At 72.8% G+C, this 18246-nt stretch carries 15 protein-coding genes; 11 read left to right on the top strand and 4 right to left on the bottom strand.

The genetic code is table 11. The features are described 5' to 3' along the window. Nucleotides 1-3: 3 nt before the first annotated feature. Nucleotides 4-495 carry a GNAT family N-acetyltransferase gene (locus tag ACIQOU_RS23410; protein ID WP_401538745.1) on the top strand — a complete coding sequence of 164 codons (492 nt, stop codon included), beginning with the start codon at nt 4-6 and terminating at the stop codon, nt 493-495. Nucleotides 496-517: 22 nt separating this feature from the next. Here the strand turns inward: ACIQOU_RS23410 and ACIQOU_RS23405 are convergent, their stop codons facing one another. Both ACIQOU_RS23405 and ACIQOU_RS23400 read right to left on the bottom strand, forming a co-directional pair. Then, complete coding sequence (locus tag ACIQOU_RS23405) at nt 518-949, bottom strand: hypothetical protein (RefSeq protein WP_401538744.1); 432 nt, start codon at nt 947-949, stop codon at nt 518-520. Nucleotide 950: 1 nt separating this feature from the next. Further along, nucleotides 951-1310, bottom strand: a complete 360-nt coding sequence (locus ACIQOU_RS23400) for a hypothetical protein (RefSeq protein WP_401538743.1) — start codon at nt 1308-1310, stop codon at nt 951-953. A 140-nt stretch (nt 1311-1450) separates the two neighbouring features. On the opposite strand from ACIQOU_RS23400, the gene ACIQOU_RS23395 reads away from it, so the two are divergent. The 9 genes from ACIQOU_RS23395 to ACIQOU_RS23355 all read left to right on the top strand — a co-directional run bounded on the left by ACIQOU_RS23395 (nt 1451) and on the right by ACIQOU_RS23355 (nt 14546). After that, nucleotides 1451-2101, top strand: coding sequence for an HAD family hydrolase (locus ACIQOU_RS23395; RefSeq protein ID WP_401538742.1), 651 nt, complete (start codon nt 1451-1453; stop codon nt 2099-2101). A 393-nt stretch (nt 2102-2494) separates the two neighbouring features. After that, entirely contained in the window at nt 2495-3529 is a 1035-nt protein-coding gene (locus tag ACIQOU_RS23390; RefSeq protein WP_401538741.1) for a methionine ABC transporter ATP-binding protein, read from the top strand. Continuing rightward, nucleotides 3526-4293, top strand: coding sequence for a methionine ABC transporter permease (locus tag ACIQOU_RS23385; RefSeq protein ID WP_401538740.1), 768 nt, complete (start codon nt 3526-3528; stop codon nt 4291-4293). The genes ACIQOU_RS23390 and ACIQOU_RS23385 overlap by 4 nt, the downstream gene beginning before the upstream one ends. A gap of 105 nt (nt 4294-4398) precedes the next feature. Beyond that, the gene (locus ACIQOU_RS23380; protein WP_401538739.1) at nt 4399-5226 is read left to right on the top strand and encodes a MetQ/NlpA family ABC transporter substrate-binding protein; all 828 of its coding nucleotides are present in this window, start codon (nt 4399-4401) and stop codon (nt 5224-5226) included. 160 nt (nt 5227-5386) lie between these two features. Further along, nucleotides 5387-6028, top strand: a complete 642-nt coding sequence (locus tag ACIQOU_RS23375) for a GNAT family N-acetyltransferase (protein ID WP_401538738.1) — start codon at nt 5387-5389, stop codon at nt 6026-6028. Nucleotides 6029-6140: 112 nt separating this feature from the next. Beyond that, on the top strand, nt 6141-7352 hold the full coding sequence (cbiE, locus tag ACIQOU_RS23370) for a precorrin-6y C5,15-methyltransferase (decarboxylating) subunit CbiE (protein ID WP_401538737.1): 1212 nt from the start codon (nt 6141-6143) through the stop codon (nt 7350-7352). A 388-nt stretch (nt 7353-7740) separates the two neighbouring features. Next, a complete protein-coding gene (gene cobT, locus ACIQOU_RS23365; protein WP_401538736.1) occupies nt 7741-11646 on the top strand; it encodes a nicotinate-nucleotide--dimethylbenzimidazole phosphoribosyltransferase in 3906 nt (1301 codons plus the stop codon). A gap of 766 nt (nt 11647-12412) precedes the next feature. Then, nucleotides 12413-13645 (top strand): uroporphyrinogen-III C-methyltransferase, encoded by a 1233-nt coding sequence (gene cobA / locus ACIQOU_RS23360; RefSeq protein ID WP_401538735.1) that lies wholly within the window; start codon nt 12413-12415, stop codon nt 13643-13645. A gap of 82 nt (nt 13646-13727) precedes the next feature. Beyond that, entirely contained in the window at nt 13728-14546 is an 819-nt protein-coding gene (locus ACIQOU_RS23355; protein WP_401538734.1) for a TrmH family RNA methyltransferase, read from the top strand. Between the two features lie 301 nt (nt 14547-14847). Here the strand turns inward: ACIQOU_RS23355 and ACIQOU_RS23350 are convergent, their stop codons facing one another. Further along, a complete protein-coding gene (locus ACIQOU_RS23350) occupies nt 14848-15216 on the bottom strand; it encodes a MerR family transcriptional regulator (RefSeq protein ID WP_401538733.1) in 369 nt (122 codons plus the stop codon). A gap of 219 nt (nt 15217-15435) precedes the next feature. Here ACIQOU_RS23350 and ACIQOU_RS23345 point away from each other — a divergent pair, with 219 nt between their 5' ends. After that, a complete protein-coding gene (locus ACIQOU_RS23345) occupies nt 15436-16371 on the top strand; it encodes an alpha/beta hydrolase family protein (protein ID WP_401539014.1) in 936 nt (311 codons plus the stop codon). Between the two features lie 280 nt (nt 16372-16651). Here ACIQOU_RS23345 and ACIQOU_RS23340 read toward each other — a convergent pair whose 3' ends face one another. Next, nucleotides 16652-18055: a serine/threonine-protein kinase gene (locus ACIQOU_RS23340; RefSeq protein WP_401539013.1), complete on the bottom strand. Its 1404-nt coding sequence runs from the start codon at nt 18053-18055 to the stop codon at nt 16652-16654. Between the last annotated feature and the right edge of the window lie 191 nt (nt 18056-18246).

Genomic DNA, 18246 nt, shown 5'->3' with positions numbered 1-18246 from the left:
CACATGGGCATGAGCGTGATCATCTCGGTGGCGACCGAGCAGGACACCGAGCAGATCTTCAGGCTCCAGTACCTGTGTTTCCAGAGCGAGGCGGCGCTGTACGGCAACTACCGCATCGATCCCCTCGTCCAGAGCCTGGACTCGGTCCGCCAGGAAGTGGCCGCCGACTGCGTCTTCGTCGCCCGGCTCGGCGACGAGGTCGTCGGCTCGGTCCGCGGCCACCTCGACGAGGACGGCTCCGCGGCCATCGGCAAGCTCTGCGTCCACCCCCGGCTGCAAGGCCACGGCATCGGCGCCCGGCTGCTGAGGGTGGCCGAGTCCGCGCTCGCCGAGGAGCGCGGCGCCACCCGCTTCCGCCTCCACACCGGCCACCGCAGCGAGGGCCGCCTCTACCGCCGCGTCGGATACGAGACCGTCGGCACCTCGCTGGGCGCCGACGGCGTTCCGATGATCGTCCTGGAGAAGACCGCGGCCGCGTACGCCACCACGGCCTGACGCCGGGCCCGACCGCAGGGGGTCAGCCCGCGTCCCCCTGCGGCTGCGGTGCGCGCGCGGCGCGCAGCCAGTACAGCGCGGTCAGCGGCAGCAGCACCGGGATGAAGACGTACCCCATGCCGTAGTCCGACCACACCGTCGTGTCCGGGAACGCCGACGGCTCCACGAGCGTCCACGTGCCGACGATCAGCACGCCCGCCAACTCGGCGGCGCAGCAGGCCAGCGCCGCCCTGCGCGCCGTTTCCCCGCCGCGCACCAGCGAGTACGTGATGAACCCGTACACCACACCCGCCACCGCCGACAGCGTGTAGGCGAGCGGTGCCCGGTCGAACTCGGTGGCGATCTGGTACGCCGAACGCGACACCGCGCCGACCACCATCACGCCGTAGAACCACACGAGCAGGATGCCCGGCCCGCCGACCAGGCTCCTCGGCCGTTCCTTCACCGTGCTCACCTCAGCCTCCCCAGATGTCGTAGAGCCGTACTTCCAGCACCGCCAGGACCACGCCGCCCGCCGCCACGGTCGCCGAACCCCATCGGGTGCGCTCCGCCAGCGACATGAGACCGGCCGCCGGGACGCACGCGAAGGCGCCCAGCAGATACGCGACGAAGATCGTCGTGCCCTGCGCCGGTTTCTCGCCCCGGGCCAACTGCACGATCCCGACCACCAGTTGGACGACCGCCAGCAGCGAGACCAGCGCCATCGCGGCGAAATGCCAGTCCTTGGTCGACTGGTCACGGGAGGCGGCCCAACCGCACCAGGCGGCGAGCAGCAGCGCGGCGACGGCGGTCACCACCGTCAGGGCATCAAGCATGCCGCGACCCTATTACGGCCCAAAAGGCCCGCTGTCCCGGGGCCGGTCGCTCAGCCCAGGGTGCCCACCGGTTCTCTGGGGGTTCTCTCGGGGTCTCTCGGGTTCCCTCGGGAAAATCGCGCGCCCGTAGGGTCGAGGGCATGAAGATCCGCGCACACGCCCTCCTGTTCGACAACGACGGCACCCTCGTCTCCTCCCTCGCCTCCGTGGACCGCTGCTGGACCCGCTGGGCGGGGGAGTACGGCATCACCGCCGAGGAGTTCGCCCGGGTCGCGCTGCACGGCCGCCCCGCCGCCGAGATAGCCGCCGACCTGCTGCCCGCCGACGTCGTCCCCGAGGCCGTCGCCCGCATCGAGCAGCTGGAGGTGGCCGACGTGCCCGACGGGGGAGTGGAGCTGCTGCCCGGCACCACCGACCTCCTCGCCGCGCTGCCCGCCGACCGCTGGGCCGTCGTCACCTCGGCCACCCGGCGCCTGGCCGAGGCCCGCCTCGGCGCCGTCGGCATCGTGCCCAAGACGCTCGTCGCCGCCGACGACATCACCCGCGGCAAGCCCGACCCCGAGCCCTACCTGCTCGCGGCCCGGATGCTCGGTGTCGAACCGGCCGACTGCGTCGTCTTCGAGGACGCCCCCGCCGGGCTCCAGGCCGGTCGCGCGGCCGGAATGACCACCGTGGCGTTGGCCACAACCCACCGGCCCGACGAGCTGGACGCCGACCTCGTCGTCACCGATCTGTCGGCCTTGTCCGCCCTGCTCGTCGACGGGTCGGTGGAGATCTCGACGCGCGCCTGACCCCTGTCCGCCGCTGTCCGCGATGTGGACAGCGGCGGTGCTGTCAGGAGCGTCGGTCTGGTTTACTGATCGCATGACCACGACGAGCAGCCGCACCCTTGCGACCGAGGCGACCCTGACGCCCGGTGCTCGTTGTACGGGTCGAATGCGCGCCTTCTAGAGGGCCACACCCCGAGTCTCGTGCCCCGAAACGAGACGCCGTGGCGCGTCCACGCGGCCTCCGCCGGACGCCTGCCGTCCGCGCGCACCCGTTCTCCCCCGGTTCCACCGCCACAGCGAGAACCGTGTCGCGTCCCTGACCGAAACCCCCGCCCCGAGACCCCGGTCCCGTGCGCACGGGGGACCCGCATCGGGCACACCCACGCCCACCCCTCGACAGTGACGGAAACCCCAGTGATCACCACAATGGGCCTGACCAAGGTCTACCGCTCACGCGGCCGAGATGTCACCGCCCTGGACGGCGTCGACCTCCACGTCCGCGAGGGCGAGGTGTTCGGCGTGATCGGCCAGTCCGGCGCCGGCAAGTCCTCGCTCATCCGCTGCGTCAACCTGCTGGAGCGCCCCACCGCCGGCACCGTGACCGTCGACGGCCTCGACCTCACCGCCCTCGCCGGGCGCGGGCCGCGCGCCGGACGCGAACTGCGGCAGGCCCGCAGCTCGATCGGCATGGTCTTCCAGCACTTCAACCTGCTGTCCACCCGGACCGTCCAGGACAACGTCGAACTGCCCCTGGAGATCCTCGGCCGCACCGGCAAGGACCGCTCCCGCAAGGCGCTGGAACTCCTCGACCTGGTCGGCCTCGCCGACAAGGCCGCCGCCTACCCGGCCCAGCTCTCCGGCGGCCAGAAGCAGCGCGTCGGCATCGCCCGCGCCCTGGCCGGCGACCCCAAGGTGCTGCTCTCCGACGAGGCGACCAGCGCCCTCGACCCCGAGACCACCCGCGCCATCCTCCAGCTGCTGCGCGACCTCAACCGCCGGCTGGGCCTGACCGTCCTGCTCATCACCCACGAGATGGACGTCGTCAAGTCGGTCTGCGACTCGGCCGCGCTGATGGAGAACGGGCGGATCGTCGAGTCCGGCACGGTCGGCGAGCTGCTCGCCACCCCGGGCTCCGAACTGGCCGCCGCGCTGTTCCCGGTCGGCGGCGAGGCCACCGGCGACGACCGCACGATCCTCGACGTCACCTTCCAGGGCGAGGCCGCCACCCAGCCGGTCATCTCCCAGCTCTCCCGCACCTACAACATCGACATCTCGATCCTCGGCGCCGCCATCGACACCGTCGGCGGCCTCCAGATCGGCCGGATGCGCATCGAACTCCCCGGCCGCTACGAGGACAACGTGGTGCCGGTCGGCTTCCTGCGCGAACAGGGCCTGCACATCGAGGTCGTGGGCCAGGAGCCCGCACTCCTGAAGGAAGGTGCCAAGTGAGCTGGACTGAGATGCAGCCCCTGCTGTCCCAGGCCTGTTGGGACACCCTCTACATGGTGGGCTGGTCGACCGTCATCGCCGTCGTCGGCGGCCTGCCGCTCGGCGTCCTGCTGGTCCTCACCGACCGGGGCGGACTGCTCCAGAACGTCGTCGCCAACAAGGTCATCGGCCAGATCGTGAACGTCGCCCGGTCGATGCCGTTCATCATCCTGATGGTCGCCCTGATGGGCTTCACCCGGTCCCTCACCGGCACCACCATCGGCCGGGAGGCCGCCATCGTGCCGCTGGCGATCGGCGCCATCCCGTTCTTCGCCCGCCTCGTGGAGACCGCGGTGCGCGAGGTCGACGGCGGACTCGTCGAGGCCGTGCAGTCGATGGGCGGCAACACCTGGACCGTCGTGCGCAAGGTCCTCGTCCCCGAGTCGCTGCCCTCCCTCATCTCCAGCACCACGACCACCATCGTCGCGCTCATCGGCTACTCCGCCATGGCCGGCACGGTCGGCGCCGGAGGCCTCGGCGACATCGCCATCCGCTACGGCTACCAGCGCTTCGAGACCGAGTTGATGTGGATCACCGTCGGCGTGCTGGCCGTCGTCATCTCGCTCATCCAGTTCGCCGGCGACTTCGCGGCCCGCTCCCTGTACCGCCGGGCCGGACAGGCCGGGCCCGCCCCCAGGCTGCGGCTGCTCAAGGCCAAGGCCAGGAGCGAGGGGCCGACGGCGCCGGGCGAGCCCGCTGCCCGGACGTCGAGCGAGACCGTCTGACCGCCCCCACCCGCTTGCCGCAACCCCGGTCGGCCGCGCGCCGACCGCCCGCACTCCCGCACCACCCATCGCGGGGCGCTCCACCTTTAAGGAAAGGCACTTTTCGTGCGTAACACCGTAAAGATCACCACCGCCGTCCTCGCCGCCGGAACCCTCACCTTCGGGCTCTCCGCCTGCGGCTCGGACAAGGACTCCGCCGCCGACTACAGCGGACCGCTGATCGTCGCCGCGAGCCCCACCCCGCACGCCGAGATCCTCGACTACGTCAAGGACCACCTCGCCAAGAAGGCCGGACTCGACCTCCAGGTCAAGGAGTTCACCGACTACATCACGCCCAACACCGCGACCGAGGACGGCTCGGTGGGCGCCAACTACTTCCAGAACAAGCCCTACCTGGACGACTTCAACAAGAAGCGCGGCACCGACATCGTGCCCGTCGTCACCGTCCACCTGGAGCCCCTCGGCCTCTACTCCCACAAGGTGAAGAGCGTCGACGCCCTGAAGAGCGGCGCCACCGTCGCCATCCCCAACGACACCGTCAACGAGGCGCGTTCCCTCAAGCTCCTCGCCGCCAACGGCCTGATCACCCTCAAGGACGGCGTCGGCACCGAGGCGACCCCGCAGGACATCGTGAAGAACCCCAAGAAGCTGACGTTCAAGGAGGTCGAGGCGGCCCAGACCGCACGCTCCCTGGACGACGTGGACGCCGCCGTGATCAACGGCAACTACGCCATCTCCTCCGGCATCAAGCCCGCCAAGGACGCCCTCGTCCTGGAGTCCGCGAAGAACAGCCCCTACGGCAACTTCCTCGCCGTCAAGAAGGGCAACGAGAAGGACCCGCGCGTGAAGAAGCTCGCCAAGCTCCTCACCTCGCCCGAGGTCAAGAAGTTCATCGAGGACAAGTACCAGGGCTCCGTCGTCGCGTCCTTCTGAGCGCCGGACCCGCCCGCACCGCGCGTACACCGCGTATCGCCACGCACGGGGTTCGCTCCCTCACCGGGGGTGGACCCCGTCGTGCGTTTCCCGGCTTTCATGCTGCATGCTGGGCAGTTGCCACACCCCGAAGGTTTTCCCGAAGGTTACGGAGCGGCGTATGACGAACACCTTCCCCACCATCTCCCTCAGCACGGAGCGGTTGGTGCTCCGTCCCCTCGACCTGGGCGACGTCCCCGCCCTCACCGCCATGATGAACGACGAGCAGGTCGCCGCCTGGACCGACGTCCCGCGCCCCTTCACCGAGGACGTCGCCCGGCGCTGGATCATCGAGGACGCGCCCGCCGAACGGAACACCGGACGCGGCCTCGACCTCGCCGTCACCGAGTTCCTCACCGGACGCCTGGTCGGCATCGTGCAGTTGACCAAGACCAGCTGGCGCATCCGCTCCACCGAGATGGCGTACATCATCGCCCACTGGGCACGCGGCGAGGGCTACGCCTTCGAGGCCGCGCTCACCACCGCCCAATGGCTGTTCCGGGAGCAGCGGTTCGAGCGCGTGGAACTGCGCACCGCCGCCGGCAACACCGCCTCCCAGCAGGTCGCCCAGAAGATCGGCTGCATCAGCGAGGGCGTCCTGCGCAACGCCTGCATAGCCCATGTCCGCGCCGACGACGGCACCTGGAGCGACCTGCGCACCGACTACATCGTGTGGAGCCTGCTGCCCGAGGACCTCGCGGGCGTCGGCGAGGAACTGACCGACTCCGGCGGCTACCGCCCCTACTCCTCCGGCTGGAACTGACCATCCCGGCACCTCCCGCACCCCGCACCACCACCGCACCGGGTACCCTCACCAGACCCCTTCGCGGGCCCCCGACCCTGACGACCAGCACCAACCCTGGAGACTGACGACGATGGCCGACCGGGTCACGGTGATCGGCTGGGACGGCTCGCCCCTGACCGCGGCGGCCCGTGCCGCCCTCGGCGCCGCCACGCTCGTCGCCGGTGCCGCCCACCACCTCGCCCTGCCCGAGGTGCCCCCGGCCGCCGAACGCATCCGCCTCGGCAGCGTCGCCCTCGCCGCCCGCCGGATCGCCGGGCACCGCGGCTCCGCCGTCGTCCTCGCCGACGGCGACCCCGGCTTCTTCGGCGTCGTACGCACCCTGCGCGCCCCCGAGTTCGGCCTGGAGATCGAGGTCGTCCCGGCCGTCTCCGCCGTCGCCGCCGCCTTCGCCCGGGCCGGCATGGCCTGGGACGACGCCCAGGTCGTCGTCGCCCACCCGCGCACCCTGCGCCGCGCCGTCAACGTCTGCCGGGCCCACACCAAGGTCGCCGTCCTCACCGCGCCGGGCGCCGGACCCGCCGAACTCGGCCTGCTCCTCGAAGGCGTCCACCGCACCTTCGTCATCTGCGAGGAACTCGGCACCGACCGCGAACGCGTCACCGTCGTCACCTCCGACAAGGCCGCCGACCACACCTGGCGCGATCCCAACGTCGTCATCGCCATCGGCGGACCCGCCACCACCGGCGCCGACGGCGGCTGGTTCGCCGGGCGCGACCCGGCCGCAGGGCCGCGCGGCTGGACCCTGCCCGCCGACGCCCACGACGGCCCCCTCGGCGAGGGCGAGACGGATCTGCTCCGCGCCGCCCAGCTGGCCCGGCTCGGCCCCCGCGTCGGCGACCTGGTGTGGGACATCGGCTGCGGCAGCGGCGCCTTCGCCGTCGACGCCGCCCGCTCCGGCGCCGCCGTCCTCGCCGTCGACCGGCTGCGGGCCGCCTGCGCCCGCACGGACGCCGCCGCACGCCGGCAGGGGGTGCAGCTCCAGATCGTCCAGGGTCTCGCCCCGCACGTCCTGGAGAACCTCCCGGAACCCGACGTCGTCCGGGTCGGCGGCGGGGGAGCGGCCGTCGTCTCCGCCGTCACCGACCGGCGCCCCCGGCGGATCGTCACCCACGCCGCCACCCGGGACGCCGCCGAACTCGTCGGCCGCGATCTCACCGAGCACGGCTACCGCGTCGAATGCGCCCTGATCCAGTCCGTCCAACTCGACACCCGGGCCTGGACGGAGACCGAACGCAGCGTCGCGTTCCTGCTCAGCGGCGTCCTCGCCGAGCGCGAACGCTGACCCCCGTCATGCCCGGCTGATCCTGTTTTCTTCCCTCCCGGTGATCCTGTTGTCGTACCGCTCGCGGTAGGCTGGCGGACTGTCGTACCGCTCTCGGATGCCCGGCACTTCGTCGGACAATGTCCCCAAAGGACGCCCGTTTTGGGGTGAGTGTGGTACGGCAGGACCGGAGGACGCGCAACGTGGCGCAGTCCACAACGGACCGCGGCCGATGAAGCTGACGCGACGGGGAACGACCGGGACAATGCCAGTTAATGGCTTTGTCGTCTTTCCCGGCGAGTCGTTCGTGCCGCCGGGCACGCGCGCTCGTTCTTCAACGGGGGCGATCGGTGCGCCGTCCCCGGTGAGCTGGTCGCAGAAGCACTAACCGATGGGCGAGGGGTTACGCATGACCGACACCGGCCAGGTCCCGGGCGAGGGACTGCCGGAGAACGCAGGCACGGCACCGCAGCCGGGCGTCCCCGCCCATGCCGCGTACGCCTACCTCTCCGAGACCACCGCCGAGGACGAAGACCTGCTGCTCCTGCCGGGCGCGCAGAGCCCGTGGGGCAACGAGGTCGCGCCGCCCGCGCCCGAGCCGGTCGTCGAGGCCGTCCACGAGCCGGGCCCGCACGAGACGGACGGCCGGGACAGCGGCTCCGTCGACCTCGGCGGCGTCCGGCTGCCCGAGCCGCCGCCCGCGTCCCCGAGCCTGGCCGCGGCCCCCACCCGCCGCCCGCTGCACCTCGGCCCGCCGACCCCGGACGCCTCCGCGAGCCCGGTCCGCTCGCTGGCCGACCGCGGCCCCGCCGGAGCACCGGTCCGCCAGCCGCTCACCCCGCCGCCCGCGGGCCCGGAGTACCTCGACACCACCGCCCAGTTGCGCGGCCTGCCCCCGCAGAGCGGCGCCCCCTGGGGTGCCCCGGCGCCGATCCCGGTCATGGTCCCGACCCAGACGGCCACGGCGACCTGGCCGGCCGAAACGGCTGCCCCGGCCCCCGAGCCCGCAGTCCCGGCCCAGGTCGCGCAGCCCACCGGGGCCCACGCGGGCCCACCAGCCCCCGAACACGAGTACGCCCCCGCAACGGCACCGGCTGCCGAGGCCGAGCCCGGGTTCGCCCCGGAGGCCGGTGTGGACGACGAGCAGATCACCCCGGCCGCCCCGGAGGCCGCAGCTCCACCCGAGGCCGCGCAGGCCGAGGTGGCCGACGCCACGCAGGCCGAGGCAACGGAGACTGTCGCGGCGCCGGTCGCGGTGGCGCCGGTGGCTGAGGCCGAGGTCGAGGCGCCGGAGATGGCAGCGCCGGTGACCGAGGTGCCGGAGGCTGAGGTGCCGGTGCCGGTGCCGGTGCCGGTGCCGGTGCCGGTGCCGGACGCGGTCGTGCCGGTACCCGTGCCGGAGGCCGAGGTGCCGGGCACGGTTGCTCAGGCGCCGGTCGCGGTGGCACCGGTGGCTGAGGCTGAGGTGCCGGACGCGGAGGCCGAGGCGCCGGACGCGGTCGTGCCGGTGCTGGCGGCCGAGGTGCCGGGTGTGGCCGAGCCGGTGCCCGGTGCTGAGGTGCCGGATGCCGTTGTGGCGGCGCCTGTTGAGGTGCCGGTGGTGGCCGAGGGTGAGCCCGTGGCCGAGGCCGGGGTGGCTGTGGCGGAGACGCCGGTGGCCGAGGCCGGGGTGCCCGAGGCTCAGGTGCCGGTGGCCGAGGTTGTCGTTGACGCCGGGCCGGTCGCTGGTGACGCCGAGGGTGTTCCGGTGGCCGTCGCGGAGGCGGGACCGGTGCCGGTGGCCGAGCCTGAGCCGCTTGCCGACGTTCAGCCCGTTGCCGAGGCCGAGGCCGAGGGTGTGGCGGTGGCTCCGGTGCCGGACGCCGTCGAGCCGGTGGCCGAGCCCGAGGCGGTCATGGACGTGACGCCCGAGCCCGAGCAGGTCGCTGACGTCGTTGCCCCCGAGGCGGTGGCTCCCGAGGCCGCTCCGCCGGTGCAGCCGGTCGCCGAAGCCGTGGTGCCGGAGGCGCCGGAGCCTGCTGAGCAGGTCACCGAAGCTGCCGTTCCCGAACCGGTGGCTCCCGAACCGGTGGCTCCCGAGCCCGTGGCTCCCGAGGCCGCTGAACTCCCCGAGCTGGAGCCGGAGTTGGAGGCGGAGCCGGAGGTCGTGCCGGTGCTGGAACCGGCCGCCGAACTCGCCGCCCCGGAGGCAGCGCAGGTCCCGGTGCCGACCGCCCCCGAGGCCGAGCCCGTCGTTGATCAGCCGACCGAGCCTGTCGCCGGTGAGCCTGCCGACGTCGCGGCCGAGGCTCTCGTGGCTGAGGCCGCCGTTCCGGCTCCGGTGCCGGAGGCCCAGCCGGAGCCCGTTGCCGCCCCGGCGCCGGTCGCGCCCCAGGGCCCGGTGTCCGTCGCGGCCGTCCCGCTCGCGGAGTTGCCGCAGCCGGTGACTCCGGCCGCCGTCACGGACGTTGCGGCCCAGCCGGAGAGCCACGAGCCCCAGCCGGAAGCCGTGCTGCCCCCGGCGGCAGACGTACCGGACGCGGAGGTTCAGGACCCCGACCCGGCCCCGGAGCCGGAGGCGCAGGTGCGTCGGGTGTCCGCCGGGCCCGCCGCGCCCGCGTACGACGACGCCGAGCGCGCGGCCGTGCTGAAGGTGATGCGGGAGCGGCGGGACATCCGCAACGGCTTCCGGGACGACCCGATCCCGCACGACGTGCTGCTCCGCGTCCTGGAGGCCGCGCACACCGCGCCGTCCGTGGGCCACTCGCAGCCGTGGGACTTCGTCGTCATCCGGTCCGCCGAGACCCGGCGCGGCATGCACGACCTGGCCATGCGCCAGCGCGACGCGTACGCGAAGTCGCTGCCGAAGGGGCGCGCGAAGCAGTTCAAGGAACTGAAGATCGAGGCGATCCTCGACACCCCGGTGAACATCGTCGTCACCGCCGACCCGACCCGGGGCGGCCGGCACACGCTGGGCCGGCACACCCAGCCGCAGATGGCGCCCTACTCCTCCGCGCTCGCCGTCGAGAACCTCTGGCTCGCCGCCCGCGCCGAGGGCCTCGGGGTCGGCTGGGTCAGCTTCTTCGACGAGCGGGAGATGGTCCGCGCGCTGGGCCTGCCCGAACACCTCGACGTCGTCGCGTACTTGTGCGTCGGATACGTCGACGAGTTCCCGGACGAACCCGAGTTGATGCAGGCCGGGTGGGCCAAACGGCGGCCGCTGTCGTGGGTCGTCCACGAGGAGACGTACGGGCGGCGCGCGCTGCCCGGCGAGGACCCCCACGACCTGCTCGCGGAGACCGTCGCCAGCGTCCGCCCGCTGGACGCCAAGGCGCTCGGCGAGGCGTGGGAGCGGCAGAAGCGGATGACGAAGCCGGCCGGCGCGCTCGGCATGCTGGAGATCATCTCCGCGCAGTTGTCGGGACTTTCCCGGCAGTGCCCGCCGCCGATCCCGGAGCCCGCGGCCGTCGCCATCTTCGCCGGTGACCATGGTGTGCACGCCCAGGGCGTCACCCCGTGGCCGCAGGAGGTCACCGGTCAGATGGTGGCCAACTTCCTCGGCGGCGGCGCCGTCTGCAACGCCTTCGCCAGCCAGGTCGGCGCCGAGGTGTGCGTCGTCGACGTCGGTGTCGCGAGCGAACTGCCCGCGACGCCGGGGCTGTTGCCGCGCAAGGTGCGGGCGGGCACGTCCGACATGACGACCGGGCCCGCGATGACCCGCGAGGAGGCCAAGCAGGCCATCGAGGTCGGCATCGAGACCGCCCGCGACCTGGTGGCGGCCGGCAACAAGGCGCTGCTCACCGGTGAGATGGGCATCGCCAACACCACGGCGTCGGCCGCGCTGATCGCCGTCTTCACGGGCGCCGACCCGGCCGAGGTGACCGGGCGCGGCACCGGCGTCAACGACGAGACGCTGGCCCGCAAGACCGAGGTCGTGCGCCGCGCCATCGAACTGCACCAGCCGGACCCCGCCGACCCCATCGGCGTCCTGGCGGCGGTCGGCGGCTTCGAACACGCCGCGATCGTGGGCCTGTTGCTCGGCGGTGCGTCGTTGCGGACCCCGGTGATCCTGGACGGCGTCAGCGCCGGCGCCGCCGCGCTGGTGGCCCGCGCGATCGCCCCCGAGGTCCTCGCGGCCTGCATCGCCGGGCACCGCAGCGCGGAGCCCGGCCATGTCGCCGCCCTCAACAAGCTCGGCCTGCGCCCCCTGGTCGACCTCGACCTCCGCCTCGGCGAAGGCACCGGCGCCCTCCTGGCCCTCCCCCTGGTCCAGAGCACAGCACGGGCCATGCACGAGGTAGCCACCTTCGACTCAGCAGGCGTAACGGAAAAATAACCCCGCCAGGCAAGGGGCCCGCCGACCACATCGCCGGGCCCTCCGCCGTCCCCACGTTCAGGCAACCCCGAGAACGAAGTCCGCCTGACTGGTGGGCAGTTGCTCCAGGGTCGAGGAGAGGCCAGCCGCGTTCGGACGAACCCAAGAGGCAAGCCCGAGCGCCCGGCGGCCAGTCACCCCACAGCCCGACGGCACCCCATCCCCCTGGGGCCCAGGCCGGGTCCCCCTCCCACCACCCCGCCCCCCCACCCACCCAGGGGCGCGGGGAACTGCGCGCCAAGCCACAACAAACCCGCACCCACCCCCCACCGGTACCCCCACCCCCTGGGGTCCAGGCCGGGGGTCCCCCTCCCACCAACCCGCCCCTCACCCACCCAGGGGCGCGGGGAACTGCGCGCCAAGCCACAACAAACCCACACCCACCGTCCACCCGCACCCCCACCCCCCTGGGGCCCAGGCCGGGTCCCCCTCCCACCACCCCGCCCCTCACCCACCCAGGGGCGCGGGGAACTGCGCGCCAAGCCACAACAAACCCGCACCCACCCCACACCCACACCCCCCACCCCCTGATTCCACCCTCCCAGCGCCCCCACCCGCCGTAGGCGACACCGCCCCGGCCGCCCAGGCCCAGCCCACCCGCCGTAGGCGACACCGCCCCGTCGGGCAAGAGACCACGCCCCGCCACCCAAGCGGCACCCCCCACCCCCCTGCCCGTAAAATCTGCACGTCAGGGCCACCGTCCGCCGCACCAGGGAGCCGCACCCTCATGGCCGAACACCCCGCCTACCCCGTAGGCCTCCGCCTCACCGGCCGCAGGGTCGTCGTCCTCGGCGCAGGACAGGTAGCCCAGCGCCGCCTCCCCGCACTCATCGCCGCGGGCGCGGACATCGTCGTCGTCTCCCCGCAGGCGACCCCGTCGGTCGAGGCGATGGCGGACACCGGCGAGATCACCTGGCACCGCCGCCCCTACGCCGACGGCGACCTCGCGGACGCCTGGTACGCGTTGATCGCCACCAGCGACCCCGCCGCCAACACCGAGGCCTCCGCGGAAGCGGACCGGCACCGGGTGTGGTGCGTACGCTCCGACGACGCCGACGCGGCGACCGCGTGGACACCGGCCACCGGACACAGCGCGGGCGTCACCGTCGCCGTTCTCACCAGCGACGCGCGCGGCCGGGACCCCCGGCACACCGCGGCGATCCGGGACGCGGTCGTCGAGGGCCTGCGCGACGGCACCCTGGTCGCCCCGCACCACCGCACCCGCGCCCCCGGCGTCGCCCTGGTCGGCGGCGGCCCCGGCGACCCGGACCTGATCACCGTGCGCGGCCGGCGCCTGCTCGCCGAGGCCGATGTCGTCATCGCCGACCGGCTCGGCCCGCGCGACCTCCTCGCCGAACTCCCGCCGCACGTCGAGGTGATCGACGCGGCGAAGATCCCGTACGGCCGCTTCATGGCGCAGGAGGCCATCAACAACGCCCTGATCGAGCACGCGAAACAGGGCAAGTCGGTCGTACGGCTCAAGGGCGGCGACCCCTACGTGTTCGGCCGGGGCATGGAGGAGGTGCGGGCGCTGGCCGAGGCGGGCATCCCGTGCACGGTGGTCCCCGGCATCTCCAGTTCGATCTCGGTGCCGGGCGCGGCCGGTATCCCCGTCACGCATCGGGGCGTCGCCCATGAGTTCACGGTGGTGAGCGGGCATGTCGCCCCGGACGACGCGCGTTCGCTGGTGGACTGGCCGGCGCTGGCGCGGCTGACCGGCACGCTCGTGATCCTGATGGGCGTCGACAAGATCGGCCAGATCGCCGAGACCCTCGTCGCGCACGGCAAGTCGCCGGACACGCCGGTGGCGTTGGTGCAGGAGGGCACCACGGCGGCCCAGCGCCGGGTGAACGCGACGCTGGCGACGGTCGCCGAGACCGTCCGCGCCGAGGACGTGAGGCCGCCCGCCGTCATCGTCGTCGGCGAGGTCGTCACGGTGGGCCCCGACCCGCTGGCGTGATCCCGACCACCTCGCGTAACCCCGGGTAACCCACCCACTCCCAGCCGTTGGCACCGCACCCAGGACAAGGCAGTATCACCCTGTGGCCGATCTCATCACCGTCGACAACCCCGACGACCCCCGCCTGCGCGACTACACGGGCCTGACCGACGTCGAACTGCGCCGCCGCCGCGAACCCGCCGAGGGCCTGTTCATCGCCGAGGGCGAGAAGGTCATCCGGCGGGCCAGGGACGCCGGTTACGAGATGCGCTCGATGCTGCTGTCGGCGAAGTGGGTCGACGTCATGCGCGACGTCATCGACGAACTCCCCGCCCCCGTCTACGCGGTGAGCCCCGAACTCGCCGAACAGGTCACCGGCTACCACGTCCACCGCGGCGCCCTCGCCTCGATGCAGCGCAAGCCGTTGCCGACCCCGTCCGACCTGCTGCGCACCGCTCGCCGGGTGGTCGTCATGGAGTCGGTCAACGACCACACCAACATCGGCGCCATCTTCCGTTCCGCCGCCGCCCTCGGCATGGACGCGGTCCTGCTCTCCCCGGACTGCGCCGACCCGCTGTACCGGCGCAGCGTCAAGGTGTCGATGGGCGCGGTGTTCTCGGTGCCGTACGCGCGCCTGGACAGCTGGCCCAAGAGTCTGGAGTCGGTCCGCGAGGCGGGCTTCTCGCTCCTCGCGCTCACCCCGGACGAGAAGGCGACGAGCCTCGACGAGGCCGCCCCGCACCGCATGGAACGCGTCGCCCTGATGCTCGGCGCCGAGGGCGACGGCCTCTCCACCCGCGCCCTGGTCGCCGCCGACGAATGGGTCCGCATCCCGATGTCCCACGGCGTCGACTCCCTCAACGTCGGCGCCGCAGCCGCCGTAGCCTTCTACGCGGTGACCACAGGCCGCCCGGAGTCCTGACCCGCCGCTCCAGCGGACCGCGAGCCCCACCCGACCATCGTGCGTGTGCCGCGTCTCTTCTCCGTGCCGACGAGGGAGAAGGCAGCGTGGCAGCCGAGGGCATGCTCCCCGACGGGCTCGGCTCGCGCTTCCGACCGCCTCCGCCGGGGCGTGCAGAGCTACGCCGACGGGCGGGAACGAAGCACCAGCGGTCCCGCGCCCGCCAGATAGCCGAGCCGACTACCCGTAGGTGAGGCCACGCGCCCCTCCCCGACCCCCGCCCGCTGGATCACCCCACCCCCGGATCACCCCACCCCGTCGCTCACCGTCGGCACCGCTCGCCCGTGCGCCAGTTAGCCGTGGCGGCGGCGATGACGGTGCCCAGTCTGTCCCGGGCGTTCATCAGATCGCTGATCCGGCTGTCGATGCGCTCCTGTTCCGCCGAGAGCCGTTCGAGCAGTTCCGGCGTGGCCTCGTCGTCCACGACACAGGGCAGCAGGTCCGCGATCGACTTGCTGGGCAGCCCGGCGGCGTACAGCTGCTGGATCAGCTGGACCCGGTCCACCGCGCTGTCCGGGTACTGCCGTTGGCCGCTGGGGCTGCGGTGCGAGGTGAGCAGGTGCTGTTCCTCGTAGTAGCGCAGCGCCCGGACGCTGACGCCTGTCCTCGCGGCGAGTTCGCCGATACGCATCGTGTCTCCCCGATATGAGCCGGGCCACATTCCTTGCCTCTGACGTCAACGTCAGGTTCTAGCGTAGCCCGTGACGGCCGACCCCTCCGCTGAGGCGACGAGGGAACCCCCGTGACCAGCCAGTTCACCAGCATTCCCCTCGGAAACGCGAAGGAAGCCCCGCCCATGACCGCATCAGACGCGACGCCCAAGCCCACGGCCGCACCCCCACCCACCGACATGGCCGCCCCTTACCCTTCCCCTTCCCCTGCCCCCGTCCCCGTCGTCTCGGTGAAGCCACTCGTCCTGGACGTGCCCGGTCGTGGTGAAGCCCTGCGGGTGAGGATCTCCGCGCCGATGACCGGGAGCGACCTGCCGGTCATCGTCTTCTCGCACGGTTTCGGGTCGTCCTCGGACGGTTACGGCCCGCTCGTCGATTTCTGGGCCGCTCACGGTTTCGTGGTGATCCAGCCCACCCATCTCGACTCCAGGACCGTGGGCCTCGCCCCGAACGATCCCCGCACACCACGGATCTGGCGCCTCCGCGTCCAGGACGTACAACGCGTCCTGGACCGGCTCGACCTGCTGGAGGCCGCCGTTCCCGGTCTCGGCGGGCGCGTGGACCACAGCCGTATCGCCGCGGCCGGACACTCCTTCGGCGGCCAGACGGCGGGCACCCTGCTCGGCCTGCGCGTCCACGATCCGGTGACCGGGAACGCGGACGACATGTCCGACCCGCGGATCAAGGCGGGCGTGCTGCTCGCCACGGCCGGCCGGGGAGGCGACGACCTGACCCCCTTCGCGGCCGAGAACCTTCCGTGGCTGAAGGGCCCGGACTTCGCCCACATGACCACGCCGACCCTCGTGATCGCGGGCGACCGGGACGACCTGGGGATGTCCGTCAGGGGCCCGGAGTGGCTCACCGACCCGTACCACCTGAGCCCGGGGCGCAAGAGCCTGCTCACCCTGTTCGACGCGGAGCACTCCCTCGGCGGAATCGCCGGGTACGACGTCCGGGAGACGACGGACGAGAACCCCGAACGCGTGGCCCTGATCCAACGGATCAGCTTGGCCTACCTCCGCCACGCCCTCGACATCGAGCACACCGACTGGACGGCTGCACGCAAGACCCTGTCGGAGAGCCCCACCCCCATGGGCCGGATCGACTCCAAATAACGCCCCGAGAAGCGAACAGCACCGAGGCGATTCCGCACCGCGTGGCACACGAAGAACCTCAACTGCACGACGTTCCCCACGAGTTGCCCCCACTGGCGCAAGCCCGCCTGCCAAGGAACCGGCAGGACAGCGAAGACCCCGGCGCACCCACCGCCGCCGCACGAACCGAAACCGCAGCCACGCACCCCAGAAGGGGGGACGAACAGAACGACACTGATGCCGATGCCGATGCCGATGCCGATGCCGATGCCGATGCCCGTGACCAGGTCGGCGGGAGGCTCTACTCGGGCACCTGTACCTCGACGCCCCCGCGCTGCCCGTCCCGTACGAGCGGAACGCCACCCGCCCCCGGATCGACCCGCTGGTTCTGCACGACGTCCTTGTCGTCAGGGCCGAGTCCACGCGACGGACCCTGACAGCCCTGCGCGAGGGCGATGCAGAGGGTGACCAGCAGCGTGACGACGACGAACACGAACAGGCGCTGACGCAGCAGCCGCGGATTGGCGGGCCGCAGTCCCGACCCGGTGGGCCGAGGCCCCGGCCGCCCGGAACCACCGCGCGGCACCGGCCGACTCCCGGACCGACCGGCCTGCGTCGACCGTCCCCCGGCGGGCCGCGTCGCACCGCCGCCCCGGGGGACACCGTTGCCGTGCGAGGGCGCCGGGCCCCGGGACGGAGTGCCACCGCGGACCGGTCCGGTGCCGCGCGGTGCGGGCGTGGTGCCGCGCGGCGGGGGAGTGCCCGGTGGACGTCGTTGAACGCGTTGCGGCTCCGGATAGGTGTCGGCCAGCGGCCCACGCGGGGCGCGGTCCGCGTCCCCGGCACGCGGCGCGGGCGGTCGCGCGTCGGCGAGCCCCTGCGCCTCGCGGGCGGCGATCTCCTTGAGCCGCAAGGAGAGTTGGAGGGTGCTCGGCCTGTCCTCCGGGTCCTTCGCCAGACAGGCCCGCACCAACGGGGCCAGCGCGTCGGGAACGCCGTGCAGTTGGGGTTCCTCGTGCACCACGCGGTACAGCATGACCTCGGAACTGCCGTGCCCGAAGGGGGAGTCGCCGGTCGCCGAGTACGCGAGAGTCGCGCCGAGCGAGAAGACGTCCGTGGCCGGCGTGACGGCGACCCCGCGCACCTGCTCGGGCGCGAGGAACCCGGGGGAGCCGACGGCGGTGCCGACATGCGTGAGGGTGGAGGCGCCGGTCGCCCAGGCGATGCCGAAGTCGATGATCCGCGGCCCCTTGGGGGACAGCAGGATGTTGGACGGCTTGAGATCCCGGTGCACGACACCGGCCTCGTGCACGGCGACGAGCCCCTCGGACAGCGCGGCGCCCACCGAGGCGACGTCGACGGCGAGCATCGGACCCTCGTCGGCGACCCGGTCGTGCAGCGAGGGTCCCGGCACGTACTGGGTGGCGAACCACGGCCGTTCGGCGTCGAGATCGGCGGCCACCAGCCGCGCGGTGCACCCGCCACGAATCCGCCGGGCCGCCGAGACCTCCCGCGCGAACCGCGAACGGAACTCCTGGTCCTCCGCCAGATCGGGCCGGATCACCTTCAGCGCGACCCGCTGCCCCTTCTTGTCGGAGCCCAGGTACACCACGCCCATCCCGCCCGCGCCGAGCCGTCGGTGAAGCCTGAACGAGCCGACGACACGCGGGTCCTCGCGCCTCAGGCGCATCATCGCCATGTTCATCCCCGCTGCCCGGTCCGTGTGACGTGCCACAGCTTACGTTTCCACAGCCGCCCGCGCGCAGGAGCCGCGCCCTCCGTTCCGATCGATTGTCAGTGCAGAACGGGCCCGTTCGAAGCCCGGTCAGGAAACCGCCGGACAACGGGAGTTCGCCCCCGCGCAACCACCAACCTCCTTTCCGGCAAGGGGGATTG

Origin of the sequence: Streptomyces sp. NPDC091279 (genome assembly GCF_044757465.1) — a bacterium.
In the GTDB taxonomy this organism is placed as follows: domain Bacteria; phylum Actinomycetota; class Actinomycetes; order Streptomycetales; family Streptomycetaceae; genus Streptomyces.
The sequence above is the reverse complement of the archived record's forward strand: the minus strand, read 5'-3'. Positions and strand labels throughout refer to the sequence as shown.

Bases quoted from the DNA above. Each gene is read 5' to 3' on its own strand.
- ACIQOU_RS23410 (WP_401538745.1), top strand. From the start codon at position 4: ATGGGCATGAGCGTGATCATCTCGGTGGCGACCGAGCAGGACACCGAG.
- ACIQOU_RS23400 (WP_401538743.1), bottom strand. From the start codon at position 1,310: ATGCTTGATGCCCTGACGGTGGTGACCGCCGTCGCCGCGCTGCTGCTC.
- ACIQOU_RS23395 (WP_401538742.1), top strand. From the start codon at position 1,451: ATGAAGATCCGCGCACACGCCCTCCTGTTCGACAACGACGGCACCCTC.
- ACIQOU_RS23375 (WP_401538738.1), top strand. From the start codon at position 5,387: ATGACGAACACCTTCCCCACCATCTCCCTCAGCACGGAGCGGTTGGTG.
- cbiE (WP_401538737.1), top strand. From the start codon at position 6,141: ATGGCCGACCGGGTCACGGTGATCGGCTGGGACGGCTCGCCCCTGACC.
- cobT (WP_401538736.1), top strand. From the start codon at position 7,741: ATGACCGACACCGGCCAGGTCCCGGGCGAGGGACTGCCGGAGAACGCA.
- cobA (WP_401538735.1), top strand. From the start codon at position 12,413: ATGGCCGAACACCCCGCCTACCCCGTAGGCCTCCGCCTCACCGGCCGC.
- ACIQOU_RS23350 (WP_401538733.1), bottom strand. From the start codon at position 15,216: ATGCGTATCGGCGAACTCGCCGCGAGGACAGGCGTCAGCGTCCGGGCG.
- ACIQOU_RS23345 (WP_401539014.1), top strand. From the start codon at position 15,436: ATGGCCGCCCCTTACCCTTCCCCTTCCCCTGCCCCCGTCCCCGTCGTC.
- ACIQOU_RS23340 (WP_401539013.1), bottom strand. From the start codon at position 18,055: ATGAACATGGCGATGATGCGCCTGAGGCGCGAGGACCCGCGTGTCGTC.